The following is a 21,226-nucleotide window of genomic DNA, read 5'->3' as shown; positions in this document are numbered from 1 at the left end:
CCTTGCGTACGGTGATTGTCCCGGGCTTGTCCAGCGCTGTCCCGGCTGTCCGGAGTGACGTGCGGGGAACAGGGGCGGTTGAGGAAGAACGGCACGCGCGTCGGAAGTGGGGCACGGATGAGTGTGGACGGGGCCGGTACGGAGCAGGGTGGCGGCGGGGCGGACGAGCCCGGCTGGGACGTCGATCCCGATGACGAGTCGGGCGTTGCGGTGGTCGCCGCCGTGGGACGCCAGGTCAAGGCGTGGCGGGAGGCGGCCGGGATGCGGGCCGGCGAGCTCGGTGCGGCGATCGGGTACGGGGAGGACCTGGTCCGCAAGGTGGAGGGCGGGCGGCGGATCCCTCGGCCGGAGTTCCTGGACAGGGTGGACGAGGTGTGCGGCGCGGGCGGCAAGGTCGCTGCGATGAAGCAGGATCTGGCGGCGGTCCGGTACCCGAAGAAGATCCGGGAGCTGGCGAAGATGGAGGCGCAGGCGGTGGAGCTCTCGGCTTACGGGAGTCACAACCTCCATGGCCTGTTGCAGACGGAGGAGTATGCACGGGCCCTGTTCGGGATGCGTCGGCCCGCCTTCTCGTCGGATGAGGTGGAGAGGCTGGTGGCTGCCCGTGTGGCCCGGCAGTCCATCTGTGACCGCTCGCCCGGACCGGAGCTCAGCTTTGTCCAGGAAGAGGTGACACTGCGGCGGCACCTCGGGGGCAGAATGGTGCTGCGGCGCCAGCTTGAACGGCTCTTGGAGGTGGGGCAGTTGCGGAACGTCGAGATTCAGGTGATGCCGACCGCACGCGACGACCACGCCGGAATGGGCGGGGAGATGCAGGTGCTGAAGTTCAGGGACGGCTCGGCGGTGGGACGCTCCGAGGGCGACTTCGGCAGTCGCCCGGTCTCCGACCCGAAGCATCTCCGGATCGTTGAGCTGCGCTGTGGCATCATCCGGGCTCAGGCTCTCACGCCCAGGGAGTCGCTGGCCTTCATCGAGCAAGTGCTGGGAGAGACATGATCAGCGAGACCTCTGCTGGAGACGCTTCCCGGCTGAAGTGGTTCAAGAGCAGCTACAGCGACAGCAGCAACAGCAACGAGTGTGTAGAGGTTGCGGCTGCGCCTGACTCGGTGCACGTGCGTGACTCCAAGGACGTGCAGGGGGACCGCCTCGCCTTCGCACCCGAGGCGTGGGCGCACTTCGTCCCGTACGCCGTCGGCCGCTGACTCCTTATATACGTACCGGGGTCAGTGACGCGTCCCGGATCCCCCGCAGCACCCCCGCCCCGATCTCCGCCAGCCGGTGGGCCGGTGGCGGGGTCGTGCCGAGCCCGATCGCGTAGCCCGTGCGGCCACCGGCCGTGAGAGGGCGCGGCCAGATGCGGCAGTCGGCAGCTCCCGCCTCGGCGAGGGCGCCGGACAGGGCGAGGAGGCGGCCGCGCAGGCGTCCTTCGTCCGGACCGTCCGTGGGTACGGAGGCGAGGGCCCAGGACGGGTGCAGTTCGGGGAGGCTCGGCGGCGCGCACAGCAGGGGGCGCGGGTCGTCGACGGACTCCGCGATCTCCCAGGCGCGGTACAGCTCGGCGGCCAGGAGATCGCGGCCTGCGGCGGAGACCTGCGTGGTGCAGGAACTTACGGGGGCGGTCGGGGTCAGCACGGTGACCGGGGACGCGGTTGCCGCCACCCCGCCAACCGCCTCGTCCCAGTCCCACACCGCCCAGGTCGCGAAGAAGTGCCGGAGCAGCGCGAGCGGCGGCAGGTCGCCCGCCTCGTGTGCGGTACGGGCCGCGAGTACGGCCCAGGTGAGGCCCGGCAGGCCGCCGCAGGGTGCGGAGTCCAGGCCCCTCGCCGCCGCCCATGCCTTGACGTCCCGGGCGAGGGAGGCGAAGGCGTCCCGGTGCGGTTCGGCCGCCCCGAGCACCGCGTCGGCGTCGCTCACCGCGCTGAGCGCGATCGCCGCCGCCTCGCCCAGCTCCGCGCGGCGGTCGACCGCCTCGGCGGGGGAGAGCTCGCCGGTCGCCACGGTGACCAGGTCGACCCGGAGGCCGTCCAGGTGCCAGCGCAGGCCGGGCACCCGGGCGCCGGACACCTCGCGCAGGTCCCGGGCCTCGGGGAGCGCGGCGGCCAGGCGGCGCCGTACATCCGCCGGATCGGGGGCGCCGGGCAGTGCCGCCACCAGGTCCAGGTCCGCCCCGGGCAGTGCACAGCCCATGCGCCGGGAGCCGACGACGTGGACCCGGGCGCCGGGGAGGGCGGCGGCGACCCGCTCCGTGACCCCTTCACTCTCTTCGGCCACCGGAAGGGGTGGGCCCAGCTCCACCCGTACTCCGTAGTGGTCGGAGATGTACAGCCCCTCCGGGCCGGGTGTCTCGCCGGTCAGGGCCGCCGACCGGGCGCGCAGCCGTTCCGTACGCAGCAGGACCCTGTCCAGCCGGGAGACGCGGCCGGACAGGGAGGAGACGGCGGCAAGGGGGTTCACCGACGGGTCGAAGGTGGGAGTCAGGTCGGCGGGGCCGTGCACCTGGCTCCAGGCGTCCGTCATCGTTAGGCGGGTCTGCGGTCGGTCGCCGCCGTCGTTGAAGTCACCGACGAGGAGGAGTTCGCCCTCGATGGCCGCCAACCCCGTTGCCAAGTCGGCCAGTTCGGTGTCGCGGCGGGTGGCGCCCTCGGGGGAGTGGTCGCTGCTGAGGTGGGTCACGGCCACGGTGACGGGGCCGTCGGTCGTCTCGACGACGGCCGCGGTCACCGCCTTGTGCGGCCCGAGGACGTGCAGCCCCGCCTCACTCACGGGCAGCCGGCTGAGCAGCAGCAGACCGTTGTCCGCGACGTCGCGGTGGTCCCGTCCGGTGGCGACGACGTATCCGTCCCGTACCCACGCGCAGTCCAGCAGCAGCCGCAGCAGCGCGGGCTCCACCTCCTGGAGCGCGATCACGTCCGCGTTCGCCGCGCCCAGGGCGTCGAGCAGGAGGGGGCGGCGCCGGGCCGTGTCGATGCGGTCGCTGTCGTACCGGTCCCACAGCGTGTTCCAGGTGAGCACGGTCAGGGAGGCGGACGGGTCCGGCGGTCCGGGGGAGACCGGCTCCCAGGTGCCCGTCGCCGGGGAGAACGCGTGCGGGACACGTGAGGTGAAGTACGGGGACGGCAGGCGGCGCGAGGCCCGGACGCGGCCCGCCTCCGACGCGTCGATCCGGTCGAGGCCCGTGGAGCGGTCCCACACCACCTCGCCGTCCGCCTCGAAGAACAGCACCCGGTGCCAGGGGATGTCGCCGCCGGGCGTGAACCGCTCCAGCGGCACCCGCTTCGGGTCACGGCCGCGCTGGGCGACGCCCACGGAGAAGCGCGCCATGTCGAAGCGGGCGTCCCAGCGGATCCGGTGGTAGATCTCCTCGCTCGTACGCATCAGGTCCGGTCCTCCACGGTTCCGCTCGTCCCGATGTACCAGGTGCGGTGGGCCTGGCCGGGGTAAGGGGGTACGAAGCGGCGCACCTGGGAGGCCAGCACGTCCGGCGGCACCGGATGGCCGCGCCGGCCGTTGCGCGCGGAGAGCTCGGCCGGGTCGACCCATGCCACGGCGTGGGTGAGCAGGGCGTCCCTGCGGTGGGCGACCGCGTGCACGAGGGAGCGCTGGTGCGGGTTGAGCGAGGTGGCGTCCCAGACGACGGTGGCGCCCGGGACGAGCGCGGCGTCCAGGCGGCGCAGCCCCTCGCGCAGGACGTCCGCGTTGGCGCCCTGGTCGGCGCGCGAGCCGCGGGACTCGCGCAGGTCGTCGAGCGAGATGTACGTGGCGGTGCCCGGCAGCCCGCGGCCGAAGGTGCTCTTCCCGCTGCCCGAAGGCCCGACCAGGTGGACCAGGCGCGGGAAGTCCCCGGACCGCCACCGCCAGGTCGCGGCGACCGCCTCCTGCGCGGTGGTGACGCGGCCCAGGGCGTACGCCTCGCGGGCCTGCGCCAGACAGCGGCCGGCGGCGTCGGGCTCCAGGTCGGCGAAGGCGGCGGGAAGCCCGTCCGGTTCGGCCACGTCCTGGGCGTGCAGGGCCGACCACTCCACCTGCTCGCGGGTCTCGGGGCCGTCGGCCAGCACACCGGCCAGCGCGTGCAGCACCGTCAGGTCGGCGGCGAGCGACATCCGCGCCAGGCCGCCGTGGCGGTCGTCGTCCGGGTAGGGACGGTGCAGAGAGGGGTAGAGGCCGACCAGGTCCGCCGTCCGCCGGGCGAGCCGCATCCCGAGCGGTCCGGCGAGCGCGGGTGCGAGCGCGGCCCGGCGGGTGCGGTGCAGCAGGGCGGCGAGCACCCCGGCCAGCCGGTCGTCGCCGGTGCGCTCCCGTGCGTCCAGGGCGTCGGCCGTCGCGAGGGCGGCCGGTGCGTCGCCGGGACCGGCGCCCGCGGCGAGGGCGAGTGCCGCCGGGTCCACGGGAGCGCCCGAACGCACGGCCCACAGGGCGGCGGCCGGGCCCAGCCCGTTCTCCACCACCTCCGCGTGCATCCAGTGCGTGTCCGTCGTCACGTGGCCGGGCCGTACCCACTTCGCCACCCGCCGTGCGAACGCCGCGGCGGGAAAGCTTCCGGCAGGCCGGACGACGTACCCCTCCTGGCGTCCCGTGTCCGGCCTGAGCGCACGCAGCGCCTTCTCGGCCCGTGCGTCGAACACACCACGCCACAGCACCGCCGGCGTCGGGATCCCGAGGTCCCGCAGGAAGTCCACGGTCCGGTCCCAGTCCAGGCAGACCCCGCCGTCCCAGACGGAGAAGCCGTAGAAGTGGCTCGCCAGGTCCTCGTACGGGATCGAGTGGCGGGCGAACATGTTCTCGCCGCAGATCCGCCACCCCGCCGGGATGCGCGGGCCGATGCGGCCCTGGAGCGCCTTGACCCAGCCGCGGGAGGGGTGGTGCGCGGAGTCGAGGGAGCGGGCGTGCAGCCCGTCGGCGTACAGCGTGGTGTTCTCGCCGTCCAGCTTCTCGGTGACCACGACCTGGGAGCCGGTCAGCCCGGCGAGGTCGGCGAGGCGTACGTCGTCCGAGGTGGCCCCGGGCGACCAGGGGAGATGGGGGGTCCGTGGATAGTGCGTACGCATGTTCCGTGCCCCCGGTGAGTCGCCGTCCCGGCCGGTCACAGTAGGGGAGGTGGCGTACGGTCCTCGACCGAATATCGCGGCAGCGGCGCACGAACCGGCAGTCGTGGGTCGTGCCCGCGTTTGACCGGTCCCCCGCAGGGGGTAAGATCCCCGCCCCGATTGGCCAGCGCCGCAGCCCGTGTGGCACACTAGCCAGGTTGCTCGGTTGAGTGTCAATGCTGCGCGCCTCCCGCCGGGAGGACCGGAAGCGAGTCCCACAGTACTCGTCGACCCCTGGGTCGGACGTACGGGAATCTTTCGGGAAGCGTCAGTGGGGCGCTGACCAGGCACCCGGTGGGGTTTCGCCCCCGGCAGCGCGGTTTCGGCCCGCACCCCCTTGGTTGGGAAATCCTTCGGGAGATCTTCGTAGAGGGGATGCGACACGCCCGACCGCGTGGGTCGGAGGCGGAGTTACGAGAACCACGGGTTCCAGAGCGTTATTGAGAGACAGGACTACTAGTAGCCATGGCGGGACAGAAGATCCGCATCCGGCTCAAGGCCTACGACCACGAGGTCATCGACTCCTCGGCGAAGAAGATCGTCGAGACGGTGACCCGCACTGGTGCGTCGGTCGCAGGCCCGGTGCCGCTGCCCACTGAGAAGAACGTGTACTGCGTCATCAAGTCGCCGCACAAGTACAAGGACTCTCGCGAGCACTTCGAGATGCGCACGCACAAGCGCCTCATCGACATTCTCGACCCCACGCCGAAGACGGTTGACTCGCTGATGCGCCTCGACCTGCCGGCTGGCGTCGACATCGAGATCAAGCTCTGAGGGGACGGGCCGAGATGAGCAAGAACATCAAGGGCGTCCTGGGCGAGAAGCTCGGCATGACCCAGGTCTGGGACGAGAACAACCGGGTCGTCCCGGTTACCGTCGTCAAGGCCGGTCCGTGCGTCGTGACGCAGGTCCGTACGAACGACAGCGACGGCTACGAGTCGGTGCAGATCGCCTTCGGCGAGATCGACCCGCGCAAGGTGAACAAGCCCCTCAAGGGTCACTTCGCCAAGGCCGACGTCACCCCGCGCCGCCACCTGGTGGAGCTCCGCACCCCTGACGCCAGCGAGTACACGCTGGGCCAGGAGGTCACTGCCGAGGTGTTCGAGTCCGGCGTCAAGGTCGACGTCACGGGCAAGAGCAAGGGCAAGGGCTTCGCCGGTGTCATGAAGCGTCACAACTTCAAGGGCCTCGGCGCCGGCCACGGCGTCCAGCGCAAGCACCGTTCCCCCGGTTCGATCGGTGGCTGTGCCACCCCTGGGCGTGTCTTCAAGGGCATGCGCATGGCCGGTCGGATGGGTAACGAGCGCGTCACCACCCAGAACCTGACCATCCACGCGGTTGACGCGGAGAAGGGTCTGCTCCTCATCAAGGGCGCGGTCCCCGGTCCGAACGGCGGCCTCGTCCTGGTCCGTACCGCGGCCAAGGGGGCTTGAGGTAATGAGCACCATTGACATCCTTTCGCCGGCAGGCGACAAGGCCGGTACCGTCGAGCTCCCCGCGGAGATCTTCGACGCGAAGACCAGCGTTCCGCTGATCCACCAGGTCGTCGTCGCACAGCTGGCAGCTGCCCGTCAGGGCACGCACAAGACCAAGTCCCGTGGCGAGGTCCGCGGTGGTGGGCGCAAGCCGTACCGCCAGAAGGGCACCGGCCGCGCGCGCCAGGGTTCGACCCGCGCGCCGCAGTTCGCCGGTGGTGGCGTCGTCCACGGCCCGCAGCCGCGTGACTACTCGCAGCGCACCCCGAAGAAGATGAAGGCAGCCGCCCTGCGCGGTGCCCTCTCGGACCGGGCGCGTCACTCCCGCATCCACGTCGTCACCGGCGTGGTCGAGGGTGGGATCTCCACCAAGGCCGCCAAGACGCTGCTCGGCAAGATCTCGGAGCGCAGCAACCTGCTCCTGGTCGTCGACCGCGCCGACGAGGCCGCGTGGCTGTCCGCGCGCAACCTGCCCCAGGTGCACATCCTGGAGCCGGGCCAGCTGAACACGTACGACGTGATCGTCTCTGACGACGTGGTCTTCACCCAGGCCGCTTTCGAGTCCTTCGTGTCTGGCCCCCAGACCGCTGAGACCGAAGGGAGCGCCGCCTGATGAGTGAGGCGACCGTTACCAGCAAGACCTACTCGGACCCGCGCGACGTTCTCGTCAAGCCGGTCGTTTCCGAGAAGAGCTACGCGCTGCTCGACGAGAACAAGTACACGTTCATCGTCGCGCCCGGCTCCAACAAGACCCAGATCAAGCAGGCCGTGGAAGCGGTCTTCTCGGTCAAGGTCACCGGGGTCAACACGATCAACCGGCAGGGTAAGCGCAAGCGCACCAAGACCGGTTTCGGCAAGCGCGCCGACACGAAGCGCGCCATCGTGACCCTCGCCGAGGGCGACCGTATCGACATCTTCGGCGGCCCGACCTCCTGACGGAGGTCGAGTCGTCCGGAATCGGACGAGGACTGAGAAATGGGTATCCGCAAGTACAAGCCGACGACCCCGGGCCGTCGTGGCTCCAGCGTCGCCGACTTTGTCGAGATCACGCGGTCCACGCCGGAGAAGTCGCTGGTCCGCCCCCTGCACAGCAAGGGCGGCCGTAACAACGCCGGTCGTGTGACCGTTCGCCACCAGGGTGGTGGCCACAAGCGCGCCTACCGCGTGATCGACTTCCGTCGTCACGACAAGGACGGCGTGCCGGCCAAGGTCGCGCACATCGAGTACGACCCCAACCGCACCGCGCGCATCGCGCTGCTGCACTACGCGGACGGCGAGAAGCGTTACATCGTCGCCCCCCGTGGTCTGTCGCAGGGTGACCGCGTCGAGAACGGTCCGGGCGCCGACATCAAGCCGGGCAACAACCTGGCGCTGCGCAACATCCCGGTCGGTACGACCATCCACGCCATCGAGCTGCGGCCCGGCGGCGGCGCGAAGTTCGCCCGTTCCGCGGGTGCCTCCGTGCAGCTGCTGGCGAAGGAGGGCACGATGGCCCACCTTCGTATGCCGTCCGGCGAGATCCGGCTGGTCGACGCCCGCTGCCGCGCCACCATCGGCGAGGTCGGCAACGCCGAGCAGTCGAACATCAACTGGGGCAAGGCCGGCCGCATGCGCTGGAAGGGCGTCCGCCCGACCGTCCGCGGTGTCGCGATGAACCCGGTTGACCACCCGCACGGTGGTGGTGAAGGCAAGACCTCCGGTGGTCGTCACCCGGTCTCGCCGTGGGGTCAGAAGGAGGGTCGTACTCGCTCGCCGAAGAAGGCATCGAGCAAGTACATCGTCCGCCGCCGCAAGACGAACAAGAAGCGCTAGGAGCGGGTTTAGATGCCGCGCAGTCTCAAGAAGGGGCCCTTCGTCGACGGCCACCTCATCAAGAAGGTGGACGTACAGAACGAGGCAGGCACCAAGAACGTCATCAAGACCTGGTCCCGTCGCTCGATGATCATCCCGGCAATGCTGGGCCACACCATCGCGGTGCACAACGGCAAGATCCATGTCCCGGTGTTCGTCACCGAGTCGATGGTCGGCCACAAGCTCGGCGAGTTCTCGCCGACTCGCACCTTCCGCGGCCACGTCAAGGACGACCGGAAGTCGAAGCGCCGCTAGCGCGGGGTGGAAACGACTATGACTCACACCGAAGGGACAACCATGGAAGCCAGGGCCCAGGCGCGGTACATCCGCGTCACGCCCATGAAGGCCCGCCGCGTGGTGGACCTCATCCGTGGCATGGATGCCACGGAGGCTCAGGCGGTCCTGCGTTTCGCCCCGCAGGCCGCGAGCGTGCCGGTTGGCAAGGTGCTTGACAGCGCCATCGCCAACGCTGCACACAACTACGACCACCCTGACGCCTCTTCGCTGGTCATCAGCGAGGCGTTCGTGGACGAGGGCCCGACCCTGAAGCGGTTCCGTCCGCGTGCTCAGGGCCGTGCCTACCGGATCCGTAAGCGGACCAGCCACATCACCGTGGTCGTCAGCAGCAAGGAAGGAACCCGGTAATGGGCCAGAAGGTAAACCCGCACGGGTTCCGGCTCGGCATTACCACGGACTTCAAGTCCCGTTGGTACGCCGACAAGCTGTACAAGGACTACGTCAAGGAAGACGTCGCCATTCGTCGCATGATGACGAAGGGCATGGAGCGGGCCGGCATCTCGAAGGTCGAGATCGAGCGCACCCGCGACCGCGTCCGCGTTGACATCCACACCGCCCGCCCGGGCATCGTCATCGGCCGCCGCGGCGCCGAGGCCGACCGCATCCGTGGCGAGCTGGAGAAGCTGACCGGCAAGCAGGTCCAGCTGAACATCCTCGAGGTCAAGAACCCCGAGGTGGACGCTCAGCTGGTGGCCCAGGCCGTCGCCGAGCAGCTCTCCTCCCGCGTCTCCTTCCGTCGTGCCATGCGTAAGAGCATGCAGAGCACGATGAAGGCCGGCGCCAAGGGCATCAAGATCCAGTGCGGTGGCCGCCTCGGCGGCGCCGAGATGTCCCGCTCGGAGTTCTACCGCGAGGGCCGCGTGCCCCTGCACACGCTCCGTGCGAACGTCGACTACGGCTTCTTCGAGGCCAAGACGACCTTCGGCCGCATCGGTGTGAAGGTCTGGATCTACAAGGGCGACGTCAAGAACATCGCCGAGGTCCGCGCCGAGAACGCAGCGGCTCGCGCCGGCAACCGTCCGGCCCGTGGCGGCGCTGACCGCCCGGCCGGCCGTGGTGGCCGTGGTGGCGAGCGTGGCGGTCGCGGCCGCAAGCCGCAGCAGTCCGCGCCGGCAGCGGAGGCCCCCAAGGCCGACGCTCCCGCCGCCGCTGCTCCGGCTGAGAGCACCGGAACGGAGGCCTGACCGAAATGCTGATCCCCCGTAGGGTCAAGCACCGCAAGCAGCACCACCCGAAGCGCAGCGGTATGTCCAAGGGTGGCACGCAGGTTGCGTTCGGCGAGTACGGCATCCAGGCGCTGTCCCCGGCGTACGTGACGAACCGCCAGATCGAGGCAGCTCGTATCGCGATGACCCGCCACATCAAGCGTGGCGGCAAGGTCTGGATCAACATCTACCCGGACCGCCCCCTGACGAAGAAGCCTGCCGAGACCCGCATGGGTTCCGGTAAGGGTTCTCCCGAGTGGTGGATCGCGAACGTCAAGCCCGGTCGGGTGATGTTCGAGCTGTCCTACCCGAACGAGAAGATTGCTCGTGAGGCGCTCACCCGCGCTGCTCACAAGCTTCCGATGAAGTGCCGGATCGTTCGGCGCGAGGCAGGTGAGTCGTGATGTCGGCCGGTACCAAGGCGTCCGAGCTGCGCGAGCTGGGCAACGAGGAGCTCCTCAACAAGCTCCGCGAGGCCAAGGAAGAGCTGTTCAACCTCCGCTTCCAGGCGGCGACGGGCCAGCTCGAGAACCACGGTCGGCTCAAGTCCGTCCGTAAGGACATCGCCCGGATCTACACCCTGATGCGCGAGCGCGAGCTGGGCATCGAGACGGTGGAGAGCGTCTGATGAGCGAGAAGACTGTGACTGAGACCAACACTGACCGCGGTTTCCGCAAGACCCGTGAGGGTCTGGTCGTCAGCGACAAGATGGACAAGACCGTCGTCGTCGCTGTCGAGGACCGCGTCAAGCACGCGCTGTACGGCAAGGTCATCCGCCGTACGAACAAGCTCAAGGCCCACGACGAGCAGAACTCCGCCGGCGTCGGCGACCGCGTTGTCATCATGGAGACGCGTCCGCTGTCCGCCACGAAGCGCTGGCGCATCGTCGAGATCCTCGAGAAGGCCAAGTAATTCCTGAGGGGCATCCCCCGCAGGCAAGTTCCGCCAGGCTCGGCGGGGGCACCTTCACCGGTGCCCCCGCCGGGAACCGGCAGACGATCAGGAGATAGACGTGATCCAGCAGGAGTCGCGACTGCGCGTCGCCGACAACACGGGTGCGAAGGAAATTCTCACCATCCGTGTTCTCGGTGGCTCGGGTCGCCGCTACGCGGGCATCGGTGACGTCATCGTCGCCACCGTCAAGGACGCGATCCCCGGTGGCAACGTGAAGAAGGGTGACGTCGTCAAGGCGGTCATCGTTCGCACCGTCAAGGAGCGTCGTCGCCCGGATGGCTCGTACATCCGCTTCGACGAGAACGCCGCTGTCATTCTCAAGAACGACGGCGACCCCCGCGGCACCCGTATCTTCGGCCCGGTGGGCCGTGAGCTGCGCGAGAAGAAGTTCATGAAGATCATCTCGCTCGCGCCGGAGGTGCTGTAAGCATGAAGATCAAGAAGGGCGACCTGGTTCAGGTCATCACCGGTAAGGACAAGGGCAAGCAGGGCAAGGTCATCGTTGCCTTCCCCGCTCAGGACCGTGTCCTCGTCGAGGGTGTCAACCGGGTCAAGAAGCACACCAAGGCCGGTCAGACGGCTCGCGGTTCGCAGACGGGTGGCATTGTCACCACCGAGGCCCCGATTCACGTCAGCAACGTACAGCTGGTTGTGGAGAAGGACGGCAACAAGGTCGTCACCCGCGTCGGCTACCGCTTTGACGACGAGGGCAAGAAGATCCGCGTTGCCAAGCGGACCGGTGAGGACATCTGATGACGACCACCACTGCGCCGCGTCTCAAGACGCGCTACCGCGAGGAAATCGCCGGCAAGCTGCGTGAGGAGTTCTCGTACGAGAACGTCATGCAGGTCCCCGGTCTGGTCAAGATCGTGGTCAACATGGGTGTGGGCGACGCCGCCCGCGACTCCAAGCTGATCGACGGTGCCGTCAGGGACCTCACCACGATCACCGGCCAGAAGCCCGCCGTCACGAAGGCCCGCAAGTCGATCGCGCAGTTCAAGCTGCGCGAGGGGCAGCCGATCGGCTGCCACGTCACCCTCCGTGGTGACCGCATGTGGGAGTTCCTGGACCGTACGCTGTCGCTCGCGCTTCCGCGTATCCGTGACTTCCGTGGTCTGTCGCCGAAGCAGTTCGACGGCCGTGGCAACTACACCTTCGGTCTCACGGAGCAGGTCATGTTCCACGAGATCGACCAGGACAAGATCGACCGGGTCCGGGGCATGGACATCACCGTGGTCACCACGGCGACCAACGACGACGAGGGTCGTGCCCTGCTTCGTCACCTCGGCTTCCCGTTCAAGGAGAACTGACCGTGGCGAAGAAGGCTCTGATCGCTAAGGCCGCCCGTAAGCCGAAGTTCGGCGTGCGCGGTTACACCCGCTGCCAGCGCTGCGGCCGGCCCCACTCCGTCTACCGCAAGTTCGGCCTGTGCCGCGTGTGCCTTCGTGAGATGGCTCACCGTGGCGAGCTGCCGGGCGTGACCAAGAGCTCCTGGTAACCCTCCTTCGCCCTCGGGCGTCGTAGGACCAGAAAGCTCTCGGTAAGTATCCGGTCGGCAGGAGCCCCGCTCTTCATGCCGTAGGCTTGAAGGGTTGGGCGCCTGCCGCCCTGACCGACTTACTACGCCGTAGGTCCCCGCACCGCACCCGTCCCGCCACTGAGTGGGGAGAGGGATGGCGCATACAGGAAACCCCGGCGAGAGAGGCCGAAGGCCAACTCATGACCATGACTGATCCCATCGCAGACATGCTCACGCGTCTGCGTAACGCGAACTCGGCGTATCACGACGATGTTTCGATGCCGCACAGCAAGATCAAGTCGCACATCGCGGAGATCCTCCAGCAGGAGGGCTTCATCACCGGCTGGAAGGTCGAGGACGCCGAGGTCGGTAAGAGCCTCGTTCTCGAGCTGAAGTTCGGGCCGAACCGCGAGCGTTCGATTGCCGGCATCAAGCGCATCTCGAAGCCGGGTCTGCGTGTGTACGCAAAGTCCACCAACCTGCCGAAGGTTCTCGGCGGCCTGGGCGTGGCGATCATCTCCACGTCCCACGGTCTCCTGACCGGCCAGCAGGCAGGCAAGAAGGGCGTAGGTGGGGAAGTCCTCGCCTACGTCTGGTAGTCGGGAAAGGAAGGAAAGCTCATGTCGCGAATCGGCAAGCTCCCCATCCAGGTTCCCGCCGGTGTGGACGTCACCATCGATGGCCGCACGGTCGCGGTGAAGGGCCCCAAGGGTTCCCTCTCGCACACCGTCGCCGCGCCGATCGAGGTCACCAAGGGTGAGGACGGCGTGCTCAGCGTCGTCCGCCCGAACGACGAGCGTCAGAACAAGGCCCTTCACGGCCTGTCCCGCACGCTGGTGGCGAACATGATCACCGGTGTGACCCAGGGATACAGCAAGGCGCTCGAGATCAGTGGTGTCGGTTACCGCGTCCAGGCGAAGGGCTCCAACCTGGAGTTCGCCCTGGGCTACAGCCACCCGATCCTCATCGAGGCTCCGGAAGGCATCACCTTCAAGGTCGAGTCGCCCACGAAGCTCAGCGTCGAGGGCATCGACAAGCAGAAGGTCGGCGAGGTAGCCGCCAACATCCGCAAGCTGCGGAAGCCCGACCCGTACAAGGCCAAGGGCGTCAAGTACGCCGGCGAGGTCATCCGGCGCAAGGTCGGAAAGGCTGGTAAGTAGCCATGGCATACGGTGTGAAGATCGCCAAGGGCGACGCGTACAAGCGTGCCGCTCTCAAGCGGCGCCATATCCGCGTCCGCAAGCACATCTCCGGTTCGCCGGAGCGTCCGCGCTTGGTCGTGACGCGTTCCAACCGTCACATCGTCGCCCAGGTCATCGACGACATCGCGGGCCACACGCTCGCGTCGGCGTCGACCCTGGACACGTCGATCCGCGGTGCGGAGGGTGACAAGAGCGCCCAGGCCAAGCAGGTCGGCGCGCTTGTCGCCGAGCGTGCCAAGGCCGCAGGCGTCGAGGCCGTCGTGTTTGACCGCGGTGGTAACCAGTACGCCGGGCGGATTGCCGCTCTGGCTGACGCCGCCCGTGAAGCCGGGCTGAAGTTCTAAGCCCCGGTTCCAACGCACAGCGGACGTAACAGAGAGAGGTAAATCCAATGGCTGGACCCCAGCGCCGCGGAAGCGGTGCCGGTGGCGGCGAGCGGCGGGACCGGAAGGGCCGTGACGGTGCTGCGGCCGAGAAGACCGCGTACGTCGAGCGTGTCGTCGCGATCAACCGCGTCGCCAAGGTAGTGAAGGGTGGTCGTCGCTTCAGCTTCACCGCGCTGGTCGTGGTGGGCGATGGTGACGGCACCGTCGGTGTCGGATACGGCAAGGCCAAGGAAGTTCCCGCGGCCATCGCCAAGGGCGTCGAAGAGGCCAAGAAGAGCTTCTTCAAGGTCCCGCGTATCCAGGGCACCATCCCGCACCCGATCCAGGGTGAGAAGGCTGCGGGCGTCGTCCTGCTGAGGCCTGCTTCCCCCGGTACCGGTGTTATCGCCGGTGGCCCGGTGCGCGCCGTCCTGGAGTGCGCCGGCGTTCACGACATCCTGTCGAAGTCGCTCGGTTCTTCGAACCCGATCAACATCGTGCACGCGACCGTGGCGGCCCTTCAGGGCCTGCAGCGTCCCGAGGAGATCGCGGCCCGCCGCGGTCTGCCCCTCGAGGACGTCGCCCCCGCGGCTCTGCTCCGTGCGCGTGCGGGAGCGGGTGCGTAATGGCTCGCCTCAAGATCACGCAGACGAAGTCGTACATCGGCAGCAAGCAGAACCACCGCGACACCCTGCGTTCGCTCGGGCTCAAGCGCCTGAACGACGTGGTTGTCAAGGAGGACCGCCCCGAGTTCCGCGGAATGGCTCAGACCGTCCGCCACCTCGTGACGGTCGAGGAGGTTGACTGACATGGCGGAGAACAGCCCGCTGAAGGCCCACAACCTCCGGCCTGCCCCGGGCGCCAAGACCGCCAAGACCCGTGTGGGTCGTGGTGAGGCGTCCAAGGGTAAGACCGCAGGCCGTGGTACCAAGGGTACGAAGGCTCGTTACCAGGTTCCGGAGCGCTTCGAGGGTGGGCAGATGCCCCTCCACATGCGTCTCCCGAAGCTCAAGGGCTTCAAGAACCCGTTCCGCACGGAGTACCAGGTCGTGAACCTGGACAAGCTCGCGACGCTCTACCCCGAGGGTGGAGAGGTCACGGTGGCCGATCTGGTCGCCAAGGGCGCTGTGCGCAACAACCACCTCGTCAAGGTCCTCGGACAGGGCGAGATCTCCGTGGCGCTGCAGGTTTCGGTTGACGCCGTCTCCGGCTCCGCCAAGGAGAAGATCGCCGCCGCCGGCGGCACCGTCACCGAACTCGTCTGAGACAACTCGGACAGGGCTGTGGCCTGAACACCCGACCGGGGATGCCTCTCATTTGGGGCATCCCCGGTTGGTCGTTCCTAGGGGGGCATGTACGCCGGTAAGGTGGCGTGCACTGTTGCTGTGGTAAGTCCTGGGCAAGAGCCCGGGGTCCTTTGGCTGTTACGTAATCGTCGATCCTCAAGACCGTCACCTCACGCTTTTGCGCGGGGGTCGCAGGAGGCACCGTGCTCACCGCGTTCGCCCGGGCGTTCAAGACGCCCGACCTGCGCAAGAAGCTGCTCTTCACGCTCGGCATCATCGTGCTCTACCGTCTCGGTGCGCACATTCCCGTACCGGGGGTGAGCTACGAGAACGTCCAGACCTGTGTTGACCAGGCCAGTCAGGGCAACAACAGCCTGTTCGGTCTGGTGAACATGTTCAGCGGTGGTGCACTGCTGCAGATCACGATCTTCGCGCTCGGCATCATGCCGTACATCACGGCCAGCATCATTCTCCAACTGCTGACCGTGGTCATCCCCCGACTCGAAGCCCTCAAGAAGGAGGGGCAGTCGGGCACGGCCAAGATCACGCAGTACACGCGTTATCTGACCGTCGCGCTGGCCATCCTCCAGGGCACCGGCCTGGTGGCCACCGCTCGCAGCGGCGCGCTCTTCAGCGGCTGCTCCGTCGCCGACCAGGTCGTCCCGAACCAGTCGATCTTCACGACCGTCGTCATGGTCATCACCATGACCGCCGGTACCGCCGCCGTCATGTGGCTCGGTGAGCTCATCACCGACCGCGGCATCGGCAACGGCATGTCGATCCTGATGTTCATCTCGATCGCCGCGAGCTTCCCCGGCGCCCTCTGGGCCATCAAGGAGAGCGGCAAGCTCGCCGACGGCTGGATCGAGTTCATCACCGTCATCCTCATCGGCTTCGTGATGGTCGGCCTCGTCGTCTTCGTCGAACAGGCCCAGCGCCGGGTTCCGGTGCAGTACGCGAAGCGGATGATCGGGCGCCGGTCCTACGGTGGTACGTCCACTTACATCCCGCTGAAGGTGAACCAGGCGGGTGTGATTCCCGTCATCTTCGCTTCTTCGCTGCTCTACATTCCTGCTCTAATCGTTCAGTTCTCCAACTCCACCGCGGGCTGGGCGACCTGGATTCAGGATCACTTCGTCAAGGGCGACCACCCGTACTACATCGCGACGTACTTCCTTCTGATCGTGTTCTTCGCATTCTTCTATGTGGCGATCTCGTTCAACCCCGAGGAAGTCGCGGACAACATGAAGAAGTATGGTGGCTTCATCCCGGGTATCCGGGCAGGTCGACCTACCGCCGAGTATCTGAGCTACGTGCTCAACCGGATCACTTGGCCGGGCTCGCTGTACCTGGGTCTGATCGCTCTGGTGCCGACGATGGCGTTGGCAGGCTTCGGTGGCGCTAACCAGAACTTCCCGTTCGGCGGGACGAGCATCCTGATCATCGTGGGTGTGGGTCTGGAGACCGTGAAGCAGATCGAGAGTCAGCTCCAGCAGCGCAATTACGAAGGGTTCCTCCGCTGATGCGAATCGTCCTCGTCGGGCCGCCCGGTGCCGGCAAGGGAACGCAGGCCGCGTTCCTTGCCAAGAATCTGTCGATTCCGCACATCTCCACGGGCGACCTCTTCCGCGCCAACATCAGCCAGGGCACCGACCTTGGCAAGCAGGCCCGCGCCTTCATGGACGCGGGACAGCTGGTGCCGGACGAAGTCACCATCGCGATGGCCAAGGACCGCATGTCCCAGTCGGACGCCGAGAACGGCTTCCTCCTGGACGGCTTTCCCCGCAACGTGGGGCAGGCCGCGGCGCTCGACGAGATGCTCCACAGTGAGGGCGTCAAGCTCGACGCGGTTCTTGACCTCGAGGTCCCCGAGGACGAGGTGGTCAAGCGCATCGCCGGCCGCCGTATCTGCCGTAACGACAGCGCGCACGTCTTCCACGTGACGTACAACCCGCCGAAGACCGAGGGCGTCTGCGACGCCTGCGGCGGCGAGCTGTACCAGCGGGACGACGACACGGAGGAGACGGTCCGTACGCGTCTCGAGGTCTACCACACGCAGACCGAGCCGATCATCGACTACTACCGGTCGCAGGGCCTGGTCGTGACGATCTCCGCGCTCGGCAAGGTCACCGAGGTGACCGAGCGGGCCATGGAGGCCCTCAAGAAGTCCGACGAGGGCTGACACGCCCCCGTAGCACCACACAGCCGGCCGCGGCGCCCTCGGGCGTCGCGGCCGACTGTTTTGGCGCCGTATCGTGGAGTACGGCTTCCACCCTTTCCCTTCGTACGCAGAGAGGCGCCGCGCAATGGTGCAGATCAAGACCCCCGAGCAGATCGCGAAGATGCGCGAGGCGGGCCTCGTGGTCGCTGCCATTCACGCCGCCACCCGTGAGGCGGCCGTCCCCGGCGCCACGACGAAGGACCTGGACGAGGTCGCCCGCAAGGTGATCGCCGACCACGGCGCGAAGTCGAACTTCCTGGGTTACGGCGGATTCCCCGCGACGATCTGCACCTCGGTCAACGAGGTCGTCGTCCACGGCATCCCGGACGACAGGACCGTCCTGAAGGACGGCGACATCATCTCGATCGACGCCGGCGCGATCATCGACGGTTGGCACGGCGACGCCGCCTACACGGCCTTCGTGGGCACCGGTCACGCTCCGGAGCTCGTCGAGCTCTCCCGGGTGACCGAGGAGTCGATGTGGGCCGGGATCGCCGCGATGAAGGTGAACAACCGGCTCGTCGACATCTCGAAGGCCATCGAGTCCTACATCCGCCGCCAGCCCCGTCCGGCGACCGGCAAGTACGGGATCATCGAGGACTACGGCGGCCACGGCATCGGCACCGAGATGCACATGGACCCGCACCTGCTGAACTACGTCTCGCGCAAGCGCGGCAAGGGCATCAAGCTGGTCCCCGGCGTCTGCCTGGCCATCGAGCCGATGGTCTCGCTGGGCACCGCGCAGACGAAGGTCCTCGACGACGAGTGGACGGTCCTGACGACCGACGGCACCTGGTCCTCGCACTGGGAGCACTCGATCGCCCTCACGGAACAGGGCCCGCTGGTCCTGACCTCCCCGGACTGCGGCCGGGCGAAGCTCGCCCAGTACGGGGTCGAGGCGGCACCGGACCCGCTGGCCTGAGGTTCCGGCCTGACGCCCACCAGGACTGTCCGGCTGATCCGTGTCTAAGGATCAGAGGAAGTGGGCAAACTTGACGGATTCGTCTTTTGGAGTCCGCTGACGTAGACTGACTCGTCGGCTCTCGTGCATCCGTGTGTCTTCATGCGGCGGGCGTGAGTCGATCAAGGTAGCCGATTCGAAAGGCGAAGCGTGGCCAAGAAGCAAGGTGCCATCGAAATTGAGGGCACCGTGATCGAGTCCCTCCCGAACGCCATGTTCAAGGTGGAACTCCAGAACGGTCACAAAGTCCTCGCGCACATCAGCGGCAAGATGCGGATGCACTACATCCGCATCCTCCCGGATGACCGGGTCGTCGTGGAGCTGTCTCCGTACGACCTGACGCGTGGCCGGATCGTCTACCGGTACAAGTAGATCTTGCCGCCACCCCGCTTCGGCGTGGTGAGGGCACTGACCCGGAGAACCTGACATCCCATGAAGGTCAAGCCGAGCGTCAAGAAGATCTGCGACAAGTGCAAGGTGATCCGCCGTCACGGCCGGGTCATGGTCATCTGCGACAACCTGCGCCACAAGCAGCGCCAGGGCTGACGCACGACCCCCTGCATCTCGCAGTACTTCGCGCGACGCACGTAAACGTACATACGCAGAACCCGTCCAAGCCACGGCTGACGACACCTCCGGCGGGGGCCGGGGACTCGGGCGTACCACCTCTCGGTGAGAGGTCGGCGGTCGGGAGTGGTTCTGCGGAAGACCCCCGAAATAACAACTGGAGCCATTGAATGGCACGCGTTTCAGGTGTTGACATCCCGCGCGAAAAGCGCGTGGAGGTTGCCCTCACCTACGTCTTCGGTATCGGGCGCACCCGGTCCAAGGAGATCCTCGCCGCAGCCGGCGTGAACCCGAACACCCGCGTTCGTGACCTGGCCGAAGAGGACCTGGTCAAGATCCGCGAGTACGTCGACGCCAACCTCCGCACCGAGGGTGACCTTCGCCGCGAGATCCAGGGCGACATCCGCCGCAAGATCGAGATCGGCTGCTACCAGGGCATCCGGCACCGTCGCGGTCTGCCGGTCCACGGTCAGCGCACCAGCACGAACGCGCGTACCCGCAAGGGCCCGCGTCGCGCCATCGCCGGTAAGAAGAAGCCGGGCAAGAAGTAGTCCTCAGCGGACGCACTGCGGGTGTCCGGGTCACCGGGCGTTCGCGGAAACCAGCGGTCTTCGCTGTAGGACCGATCACCTCCCCTCTCCATCTGGAGTCAAGACATGCCCCCCAAGGGTCGTCAGGGCGCAGCCAAGAAGGTGCGTCGCAAGGAAAAGAAGAACGTCGCTCACGGGCACGCCCACATCAAGAGCACGTTCAACAACACCATCGTCTCGATCACGGACCCCTCGGGCAACGTGATCTCCTGGGCCTCCGCCGGCCACGTCGGCTTCAAGGGCTCGCGCAAGTCCACCCCCTTCGCCGCGCAGATGGCCGCCGAGTCGGCCGCCCGCCGCGCGCAGGAGCACGGCATGCGCAAGGTCGACGTCTTCGTGAAGGGTCCGGGCTCCGGCCGCGAGACCGCGATCCGCTCCCTCCAGGCCACGGGCCTCGAGGTCGGTTCGATTCAGGACGTCACCCCGACGCCGCACAACGGCTGCCGTCCGCCGAAGCGTCGCCGCGTCTGATCCGCTACGGCCGGTGACGGCCGTGCGTCAGTAGCGTCGGATCCGGGCGGTATGTCCCTTCGGGGGCGTGCCGCCCGTATCCTTGTTTCATCTGTCGGGCATCAAATAGTGGGTGCCCACGACTGAAGGATCACCACATGCTTATCGCTCAGCGTCCGTCGCTGACCGAAGAGGTCGTCGACGAATTCCGCTCCCGGTTCGTGATCGAGCCGCTGGAGCCGGGCTTCGGTTACACCCTCGGCAACTCCCTGCGTCGTACCCTCCTCTCCTCGATCCCCGGTGCCGCTGTCACCAGCATCCGGATCGACGGTGTCCTGCACGAGTTCACCACCGTGCCGGGCGTCAAGGAGGACGTGACCGACCTCATCCTCAACATCAAGCAGCTGGTCGTCTCCTCGGAGCACGACGAGCCGGTCGTGATGTACCTGCGCAAGCAGGGTCCCGGCCTGGTCACCGCTGCTGACATCGCACCGCCGGCCGGTGTCGAGGTCCACAACCCGGACCTGGTCCTGGCGACGCTCAACGGCAAGGGCAAGCTGGAGATGGAGCTGACCGTCGAGCGCGGTCGCGGCTACGTCTCCGCCGTCCAGAACAAGCAGGTGGGCCAGGAGATCGGCCGTATCCCGGTCGACTCCATCTACTCGCCGGTGCTCAAGGTCACGTACAAGGTCGAGGCGACCCGTGTCGAGCAGCGCACCGACTTCGACAAGCTGATCGTCGACGTCGAGACCAAGCAGGCCATGCGTCCCCGTGACGCCATGGCGTCGGCCGGTAAGACCCTGGTCGAGCTGTTCGGTCTGGCGCGCGAGCTCAACATCGACGCCGAGGGCATCGACATGGGCCCGTCCCCGACGGACGCCGCGCTCGCCGCCGATCTCGCCCTGCCGATCGAGGAGCTGGAGCTCACCGTTCGGTCGTACAACTGCCTCAAGCGCGAGGGCATCCACTCCGTGGGTGAGCTCGTCGCCCGCTCCGAGGCGGACCTGCTCGACATCCGCAACTTCGGCGCCAAGTCGATCGACGAGGTCAAGGCGAAGCTGGCCGGTATGGGCCTCGCGCTCAAGGACTCGCCTCCCGGCTTCGACCCGACCGCCGCGGCCGACGCCTTCGGCGCGGACGACGACGCGGACGCCGGTTTCGTGGAGACCGAGCAGTACTGAGTCGCCTCCCGGCGCGGG

General features: G+C 67.6%; 33 protein-coding genes. 31 read left to right on the top strand and 2 right to left on the bottom strand.

Annotation, left to right across the window (positions count from 1 at the left end):
• Window positions 1-117 precede the first annotated feature (117 nt).
• Both AB0P41_RS27110 and AB0P41_RS27105 read left to right on the top strand, forming a co-directional pair.
• Window positions 118-996, top strand: a complete 879-nt coding sequence (locus AB0P41_RS27110; protein WP_365934616.1) for a helix-turn-helix transcriptional regulator — start codon at window positions 118-120, stop codon at window positions 994-996.
• On the top strand, window positions 993-1,202 hold the full coding sequence (locus tag AB0P41_RS27105) for a DUF397 domain-containing protein (protein ID WP_365934614.1): 210 nt from the start codon (window positions 993-995) through the stop codon (window positions 1,200-1,202). Before AB0P41_RS27110 ends, AB0P41_RS27105 begins: the two co-directional genes overlap by 4 nt.
• 4 nt (window positions 1,203-1,206) lie before the next feature.
• On the opposite strand, the gene AB0P41_RS27100 is transcribed toward AB0P41_RS27105, so the two are convergent.
• Together AB0P41_RS27100 and AB0P41_RS27095 are read right to left on the bottom strand one after the other, a co-directional pair.
• Window positions 1,207-3,375: a poly(A) polymerase gene (locus tag AB0P41_RS27100; RefSeq protein WP_365934613.1), complete on the bottom strand. Its 2,169-nt coding sequence runs from the start codon at window positions 3,373-3,375 to the stop codon at window positions 1,207-1,209.
• Window positions 3,375-5,045 carry an RNA ligase family protein gene (locus AB0P41_RS27095; protein ID WP_356714186.1) on the bottom strand — a complete coding sequence of 557 codons (1,671 nt, stop codon included), beginning with the start codon at window positions 5,043-5,045 and terminating at the stop codon, window positions 3,375-3,377. Before AB0P41_RS27095 ends, AB0P41_RS27100 begins: the two co-directional genes overlap by 1 nt.
• 504 nt (window positions 5,046-5,549) lie before the next feature.
• Here AB0P41_RS27095 and rpsJ point away from each other — a divergent pair.
• The 29 genes from rpsJ (at window position 5,550) to AB0P41_RS26950 (ending at window position 21,208) form a co-directional block, all read left to right on the top strand.
• A complete protein-coding gene (rpsJ, locus tag AB0P41_RS27090; RefSeq protein WP_003948644.1) occupies window positions 5,550-5,858 on the top strand; it encodes a 30S ribosomal protein S10 in 309 nt (102 codons plus the stop codon).
• Between the two features lie 14 nt (window positions 5,859-5,872).
• On the top strand, window positions 5,873-6,517 hold the full coding sequence (gene rplC / locus AB0P41_RS27085; RefSeq protein WP_014154591.1) for a 50S ribosomal protein L3: 645 nt from the start codon (window positions 5,873-5,875) through the stop codon (window positions 6,515-6,517).
• A gap of 4 nt (window positions 6,518-6,521) precedes the next feature.
• Window positions 6,522-7,172 (top strand): 50S ribosomal protein L4, encoded by a 651-nt coding sequence (gene rplD / locus AB0P41_RS27080; RefSeq protein WP_099173849.1) that lies wholly within the window; start codon window positions 6,522-6,524, stop codon window positions 7,170-7,172.
• A complete protein-coding gene (gene rplW / locus AB0P41_RS27075) occupies window positions 7,172-7,495 on the top strand; it encodes a 50S ribosomal protein L23 (RefSeq protein WP_014154589.1) in 324 nt (107 codons plus the stop codon). The genes rplD and rplW overlap by 1 nt, the downstream gene beginning before the upstream one ends.
• A gap of 39 nt (window positions 7,496-7,534) precedes the next feature.
• Entirely contained in the window at window positions 7,535-8,371 is an 837-nt protein-coding gene (gene rplB / locus AB0P41_RS27070) for a 50S ribosomal protein L2 (RefSeq protein WP_099173848.1), read from the top strand.
• 12 nt (window positions 8,372-8,383) lie between these two features.
• Window positions 8,384-8,665, top strand: coding sequence for a 30S ribosomal protein S19 (rpsS, locus tag AB0P41_RS27065; RefSeq protein WP_023539342.1), 282 nt, complete (start codon window positions 8,384-8,386; stop codon window positions 8,663-8,665).
• Between the two features lie 42 nt (window positions 8,666-8,707).
• Window positions 8,708-9,055, top strand: coding sequence for a 50S ribosomal protein L22 (rplV, locus tag AB0P41_RS27060; RefSeq protein WP_073733141.1), 348 nt, complete (start codon window positions 8,708-8,710; stop codon window positions 9,053-9,055).
• Entirely contained in the window at window positions 9,055-9,891 is an 837-nt protein-coding gene (gene rpsC / locus AB0P41_RS27055; RefSeq protein ID WP_014047784.1) for a 30S ribosomal protein S3, read from the top strand. Before rplV ends, rpsC begins: the two co-directional genes overlap by 1 nt.
• A 5-nt stretch (window positions 9,892-9,896) precedes the next feature.
• Entirely contained in the window at window positions 9,897-10,316 is a 420-nt protein-coding gene (gene rplP / locus AB0P41_RS27050; RefSeq protein WP_014154587.1) for a 50S ribosomal protein L16, read from the top strand.
• Window positions 10,316-10,540, top strand: coding sequence for a 50S ribosomal protein L29 (gene rpmC / locus AB0P41_RS27045; protein ID WP_014047786.1), 225 nt, complete (start codon window positions 10,316-10,318; stop codon window positions 10,538-10,540). The genes rplP and rpmC overlap by 1 nt, the downstream gene beginning before the upstream one ends.
• Window positions 10,540-10,824, top strand: a complete 285-nt coding sequence (rpsQ, locus tag AB0P41_RS27040; RefSeq protein ID WP_356714188.1) for a 30S ribosomal protein S17 — start codon at window positions 10,540-10,542, stop codon at window positions 10,822-10,824. Before rpmC ends, rpsQ begins: the two co-directional genes overlap by 1 nt.
• Window positions 10,825-10,924: 100 nt before the next feature.
• Entirely contained in the window at window positions 10,925-11,293 is a 369-nt protein-coding gene (gene rplN, locus AB0P41_RS27035; RefSeq protein ID WP_003974257.1) for a 50S ribosomal protein L14, read from the top strand.
• 2 nt (window positions 11,294-11,295) lie between these two features.
• Window positions 11,296-11,619 (top strand): 50S ribosomal protein L24, encoded by a 324-nt coding sequence (rplX, locus tag AB0P41_RS27030; RefSeq protein WP_014047788.1) that lies wholly within the window; start codon window positions 11,296-11,298, stop codon window positions 11,617-11,619.
• Window positions 11,619-12,176, top strand: coding sequence for a 50S ribosomal protein L5 (gene rplE, locus AB0P41_RS27025; protein WP_014047789.1), 558 nt, complete (start codon window positions 11,619-11,621; stop codon window positions 12,174-12,176). The genes rplX and rplE overlap by 1 nt, the downstream gene beginning before the upstream one ends.
• 2 nt (window positions 12,177-12,178) lie before the next feature.
• Window positions 12,179-12,364 carry a type Z 30S ribosomal protein S14 gene (locus AB0P41_RS27020; RefSeq protein WP_003948630.1) on the top strand — a complete coding sequence of 62 codons (186 nt, stop codon included), beginning with the start codon at window positions 12,179-12,181 and terminating at the stop codon, window positions 12,362-12,364.
• Window positions 12,365-12,585: 221 nt separating this feature from the next.
• Window positions 12,586-12,984 carry a 30S ribosomal protein S8 gene (gene rpsH / locus AB0P41_RS27015; RefSeq protein WP_356714189.1) on the top strand — a complete coding sequence of 133 codons (399 nt, stop codon included), beginning with the start codon at window positions 12,586-12,588 and terminating at the stop codon, window positions 12,982-12,984.
• Window positions 12,985-13,005: 21 nt separating this feature from the next.
• A complete protein-coding gene (gene rplF / locus AB0P41_RS27010; RefSeq protein ID WP_103514100.1) occupies window positions 13,006-13,545 on the top strand; it encodes a 50S ribosomal protein L6 in 540 nt (179 codons plus the stop codon).
• A 2-nt stretch (window positions 13,546-13,547) separates the two neighbouring features.
• Window positions 13,548-13,931 carry a 50S ribosomal protein L18 gene (gene rplR / locus AB0P41_RS27005; protein WP_033297607.1) on the top strand — a complete coding sequence of 128 codons (384 nt, stop codon included), beginning with the start codon at window positions 13,548-13,550 and terminating at the stop codon, window positions 13,929-13,931.
• Between the two features lie 47 nt (window positions 13,932-13,978).
• Window positions 13,979-14,578: a 30S ribosomal protein S5 gene (rpsE, locus tag AB0P41_RS27000; protein ID WP_356714190.1), complete on the top strand. Its 600-nt coding sequence runs from the start codon at window positions 13,979-13,981 to the stop codon at window positions 14,576-14,578.
• Entirely contained in the window at window positions 14,578-14,760 is a 183-nt protein-coding gene (gene rpmD, locus AB0P41_RS26995) for a 50S ribosomal protein L30 (protein ID WP_267012760.1), read from the top strand. Before rpsE ends, rpmD begins: the two co-directional genes overlap by 1 nt.
• Window position 14,761: 1 nt before the next feature.
• Window positions 14,762-15,217, top strand: a complete 456-nt coding sequence (rplO, locus tag AB0P41_RS26990; protein ID WP_014047794.1) for a 50S ribosomal protein L15 — start codon at window positions 14,762-14,764, stop codon at window positions 15,215-15,217.
• 224 nt (window positions 15,218-15,441) lie between these two features.
• Window positions 15,442-16,761, top strand: a complete 1,320-nt coding sequence (gene secY, locus AB0P41_RS26985) for a preprotein translocase subunit SecY (protein ID WP_356714191.1) — start codon at window positions 15,442-15,444, stop codon at window positions 16,759-16,761.
• Window positions 16,761-17,420 (top strand): adenylate kinase, encoded by a 660-nt coding sequence (locus AB0P41_RS26980; RefSeq protein ID WP_356714192.1) that lies wholly within the window; start codon window positions 16,761-16,763, stop codon window positions 17,418-17,420. Before secY ends, AB0P41_RS26980 begins: the two co-directional genes overlap by 1 nt.
• A gap of 124 nt (window positions 17,421-17,544) precedes the next feature.
• Window positions 17,545-18,381, top strand: a complete 837-nt coding sequence (map, locus tag AB0P41_RS26975; RefSeq protein WP_356714193.1) for a type I methionyl aminopeptidase — start codon at window positions 17,545-17,547, stop codon at window positions 18,379-18,381.
• A 189-nt stretch (window positions 18,382-18,570) separates the two neighbouring features.
• Window positions 18,571-18,792 carry a translation initiation factor IF-1 gene (gene infA / locus AB0P41_RS26970; RefSeq protein ID WP_003956442.1) on the top strand — a complete coding sequence of 74 codons (222 nt, stop codon included), beginning with the start codon at window positions 18,571-18,573 and terminating at the stop codon, window positions 18,790-18,792.
• 60 nt (window positions 18,793-18,852) lie between these two features.
• Window positions 18,853-18,966, top strand: a complete 114-nt coding sequence (gene rpmJ / locus AB0P41_RS26965; protein WP_003956441.1) for a 50S ribosomal protein L36 — start codon at window positions 18,853-18,855, stop codon at window positions 18,964-18,966.
• Between the two features lie 191 nt (window positions 18,967-19,157).
• Complete coding sequence (gene rpsM, locus AB0P41_RS26960; RefSeq protein ID WP_014154579.1) at window positions 19,158-19,538, top strand: 30S ribosomal protein S13; 381 nt, start codon at window positions 19,158-19,160, stop codon at window positions 19,536-19,538.
• Between the two features lie 105 nt (window positions 19,539-19,643).
• Window positions 19,644-20,048 (top strand): 30S ribosomal protein S11, encoded by a 405-nt coding sequence (gene rpsK, locus AB0P41_RS26955; protein WP_003956432.1) that lies wholly within the window; start codon window positions 19,644-19,646, stop codon window positions 20,046-20,048.
• A gap of 137 nt (window positions 20,049-20,185) precedes the next feature.
• Window positions 20,186-21,208 (top strand): DNA-directed RNA polymerase subunit alpha, encoded by a 1,023-nt coding sequence (locus AB0P41_RS26950; protein WP_003966937.1) that lies wholly within the window; start codon window positions 20,186-20,188, stop codon window positions 21,206-21,208.
• Window positions 21,209-21,226 lie beyond the last annotated feature (18 nt).

The sequence above is a fragment of the Streptomyces sp. NPDC079167 genome (assembly GCF_040686735.1).
Taxonomy (GTDB): Bacteria; Actinomycetota; Actinomycetes; order Streptomycetales; family Streptomycetaceae; genus Streptomyces.
The sequence above is the reverse complement of the archived record's forward strand: the minus strand, read 5'-3'. Positions and strand labels throughout refer to the sequence as shown.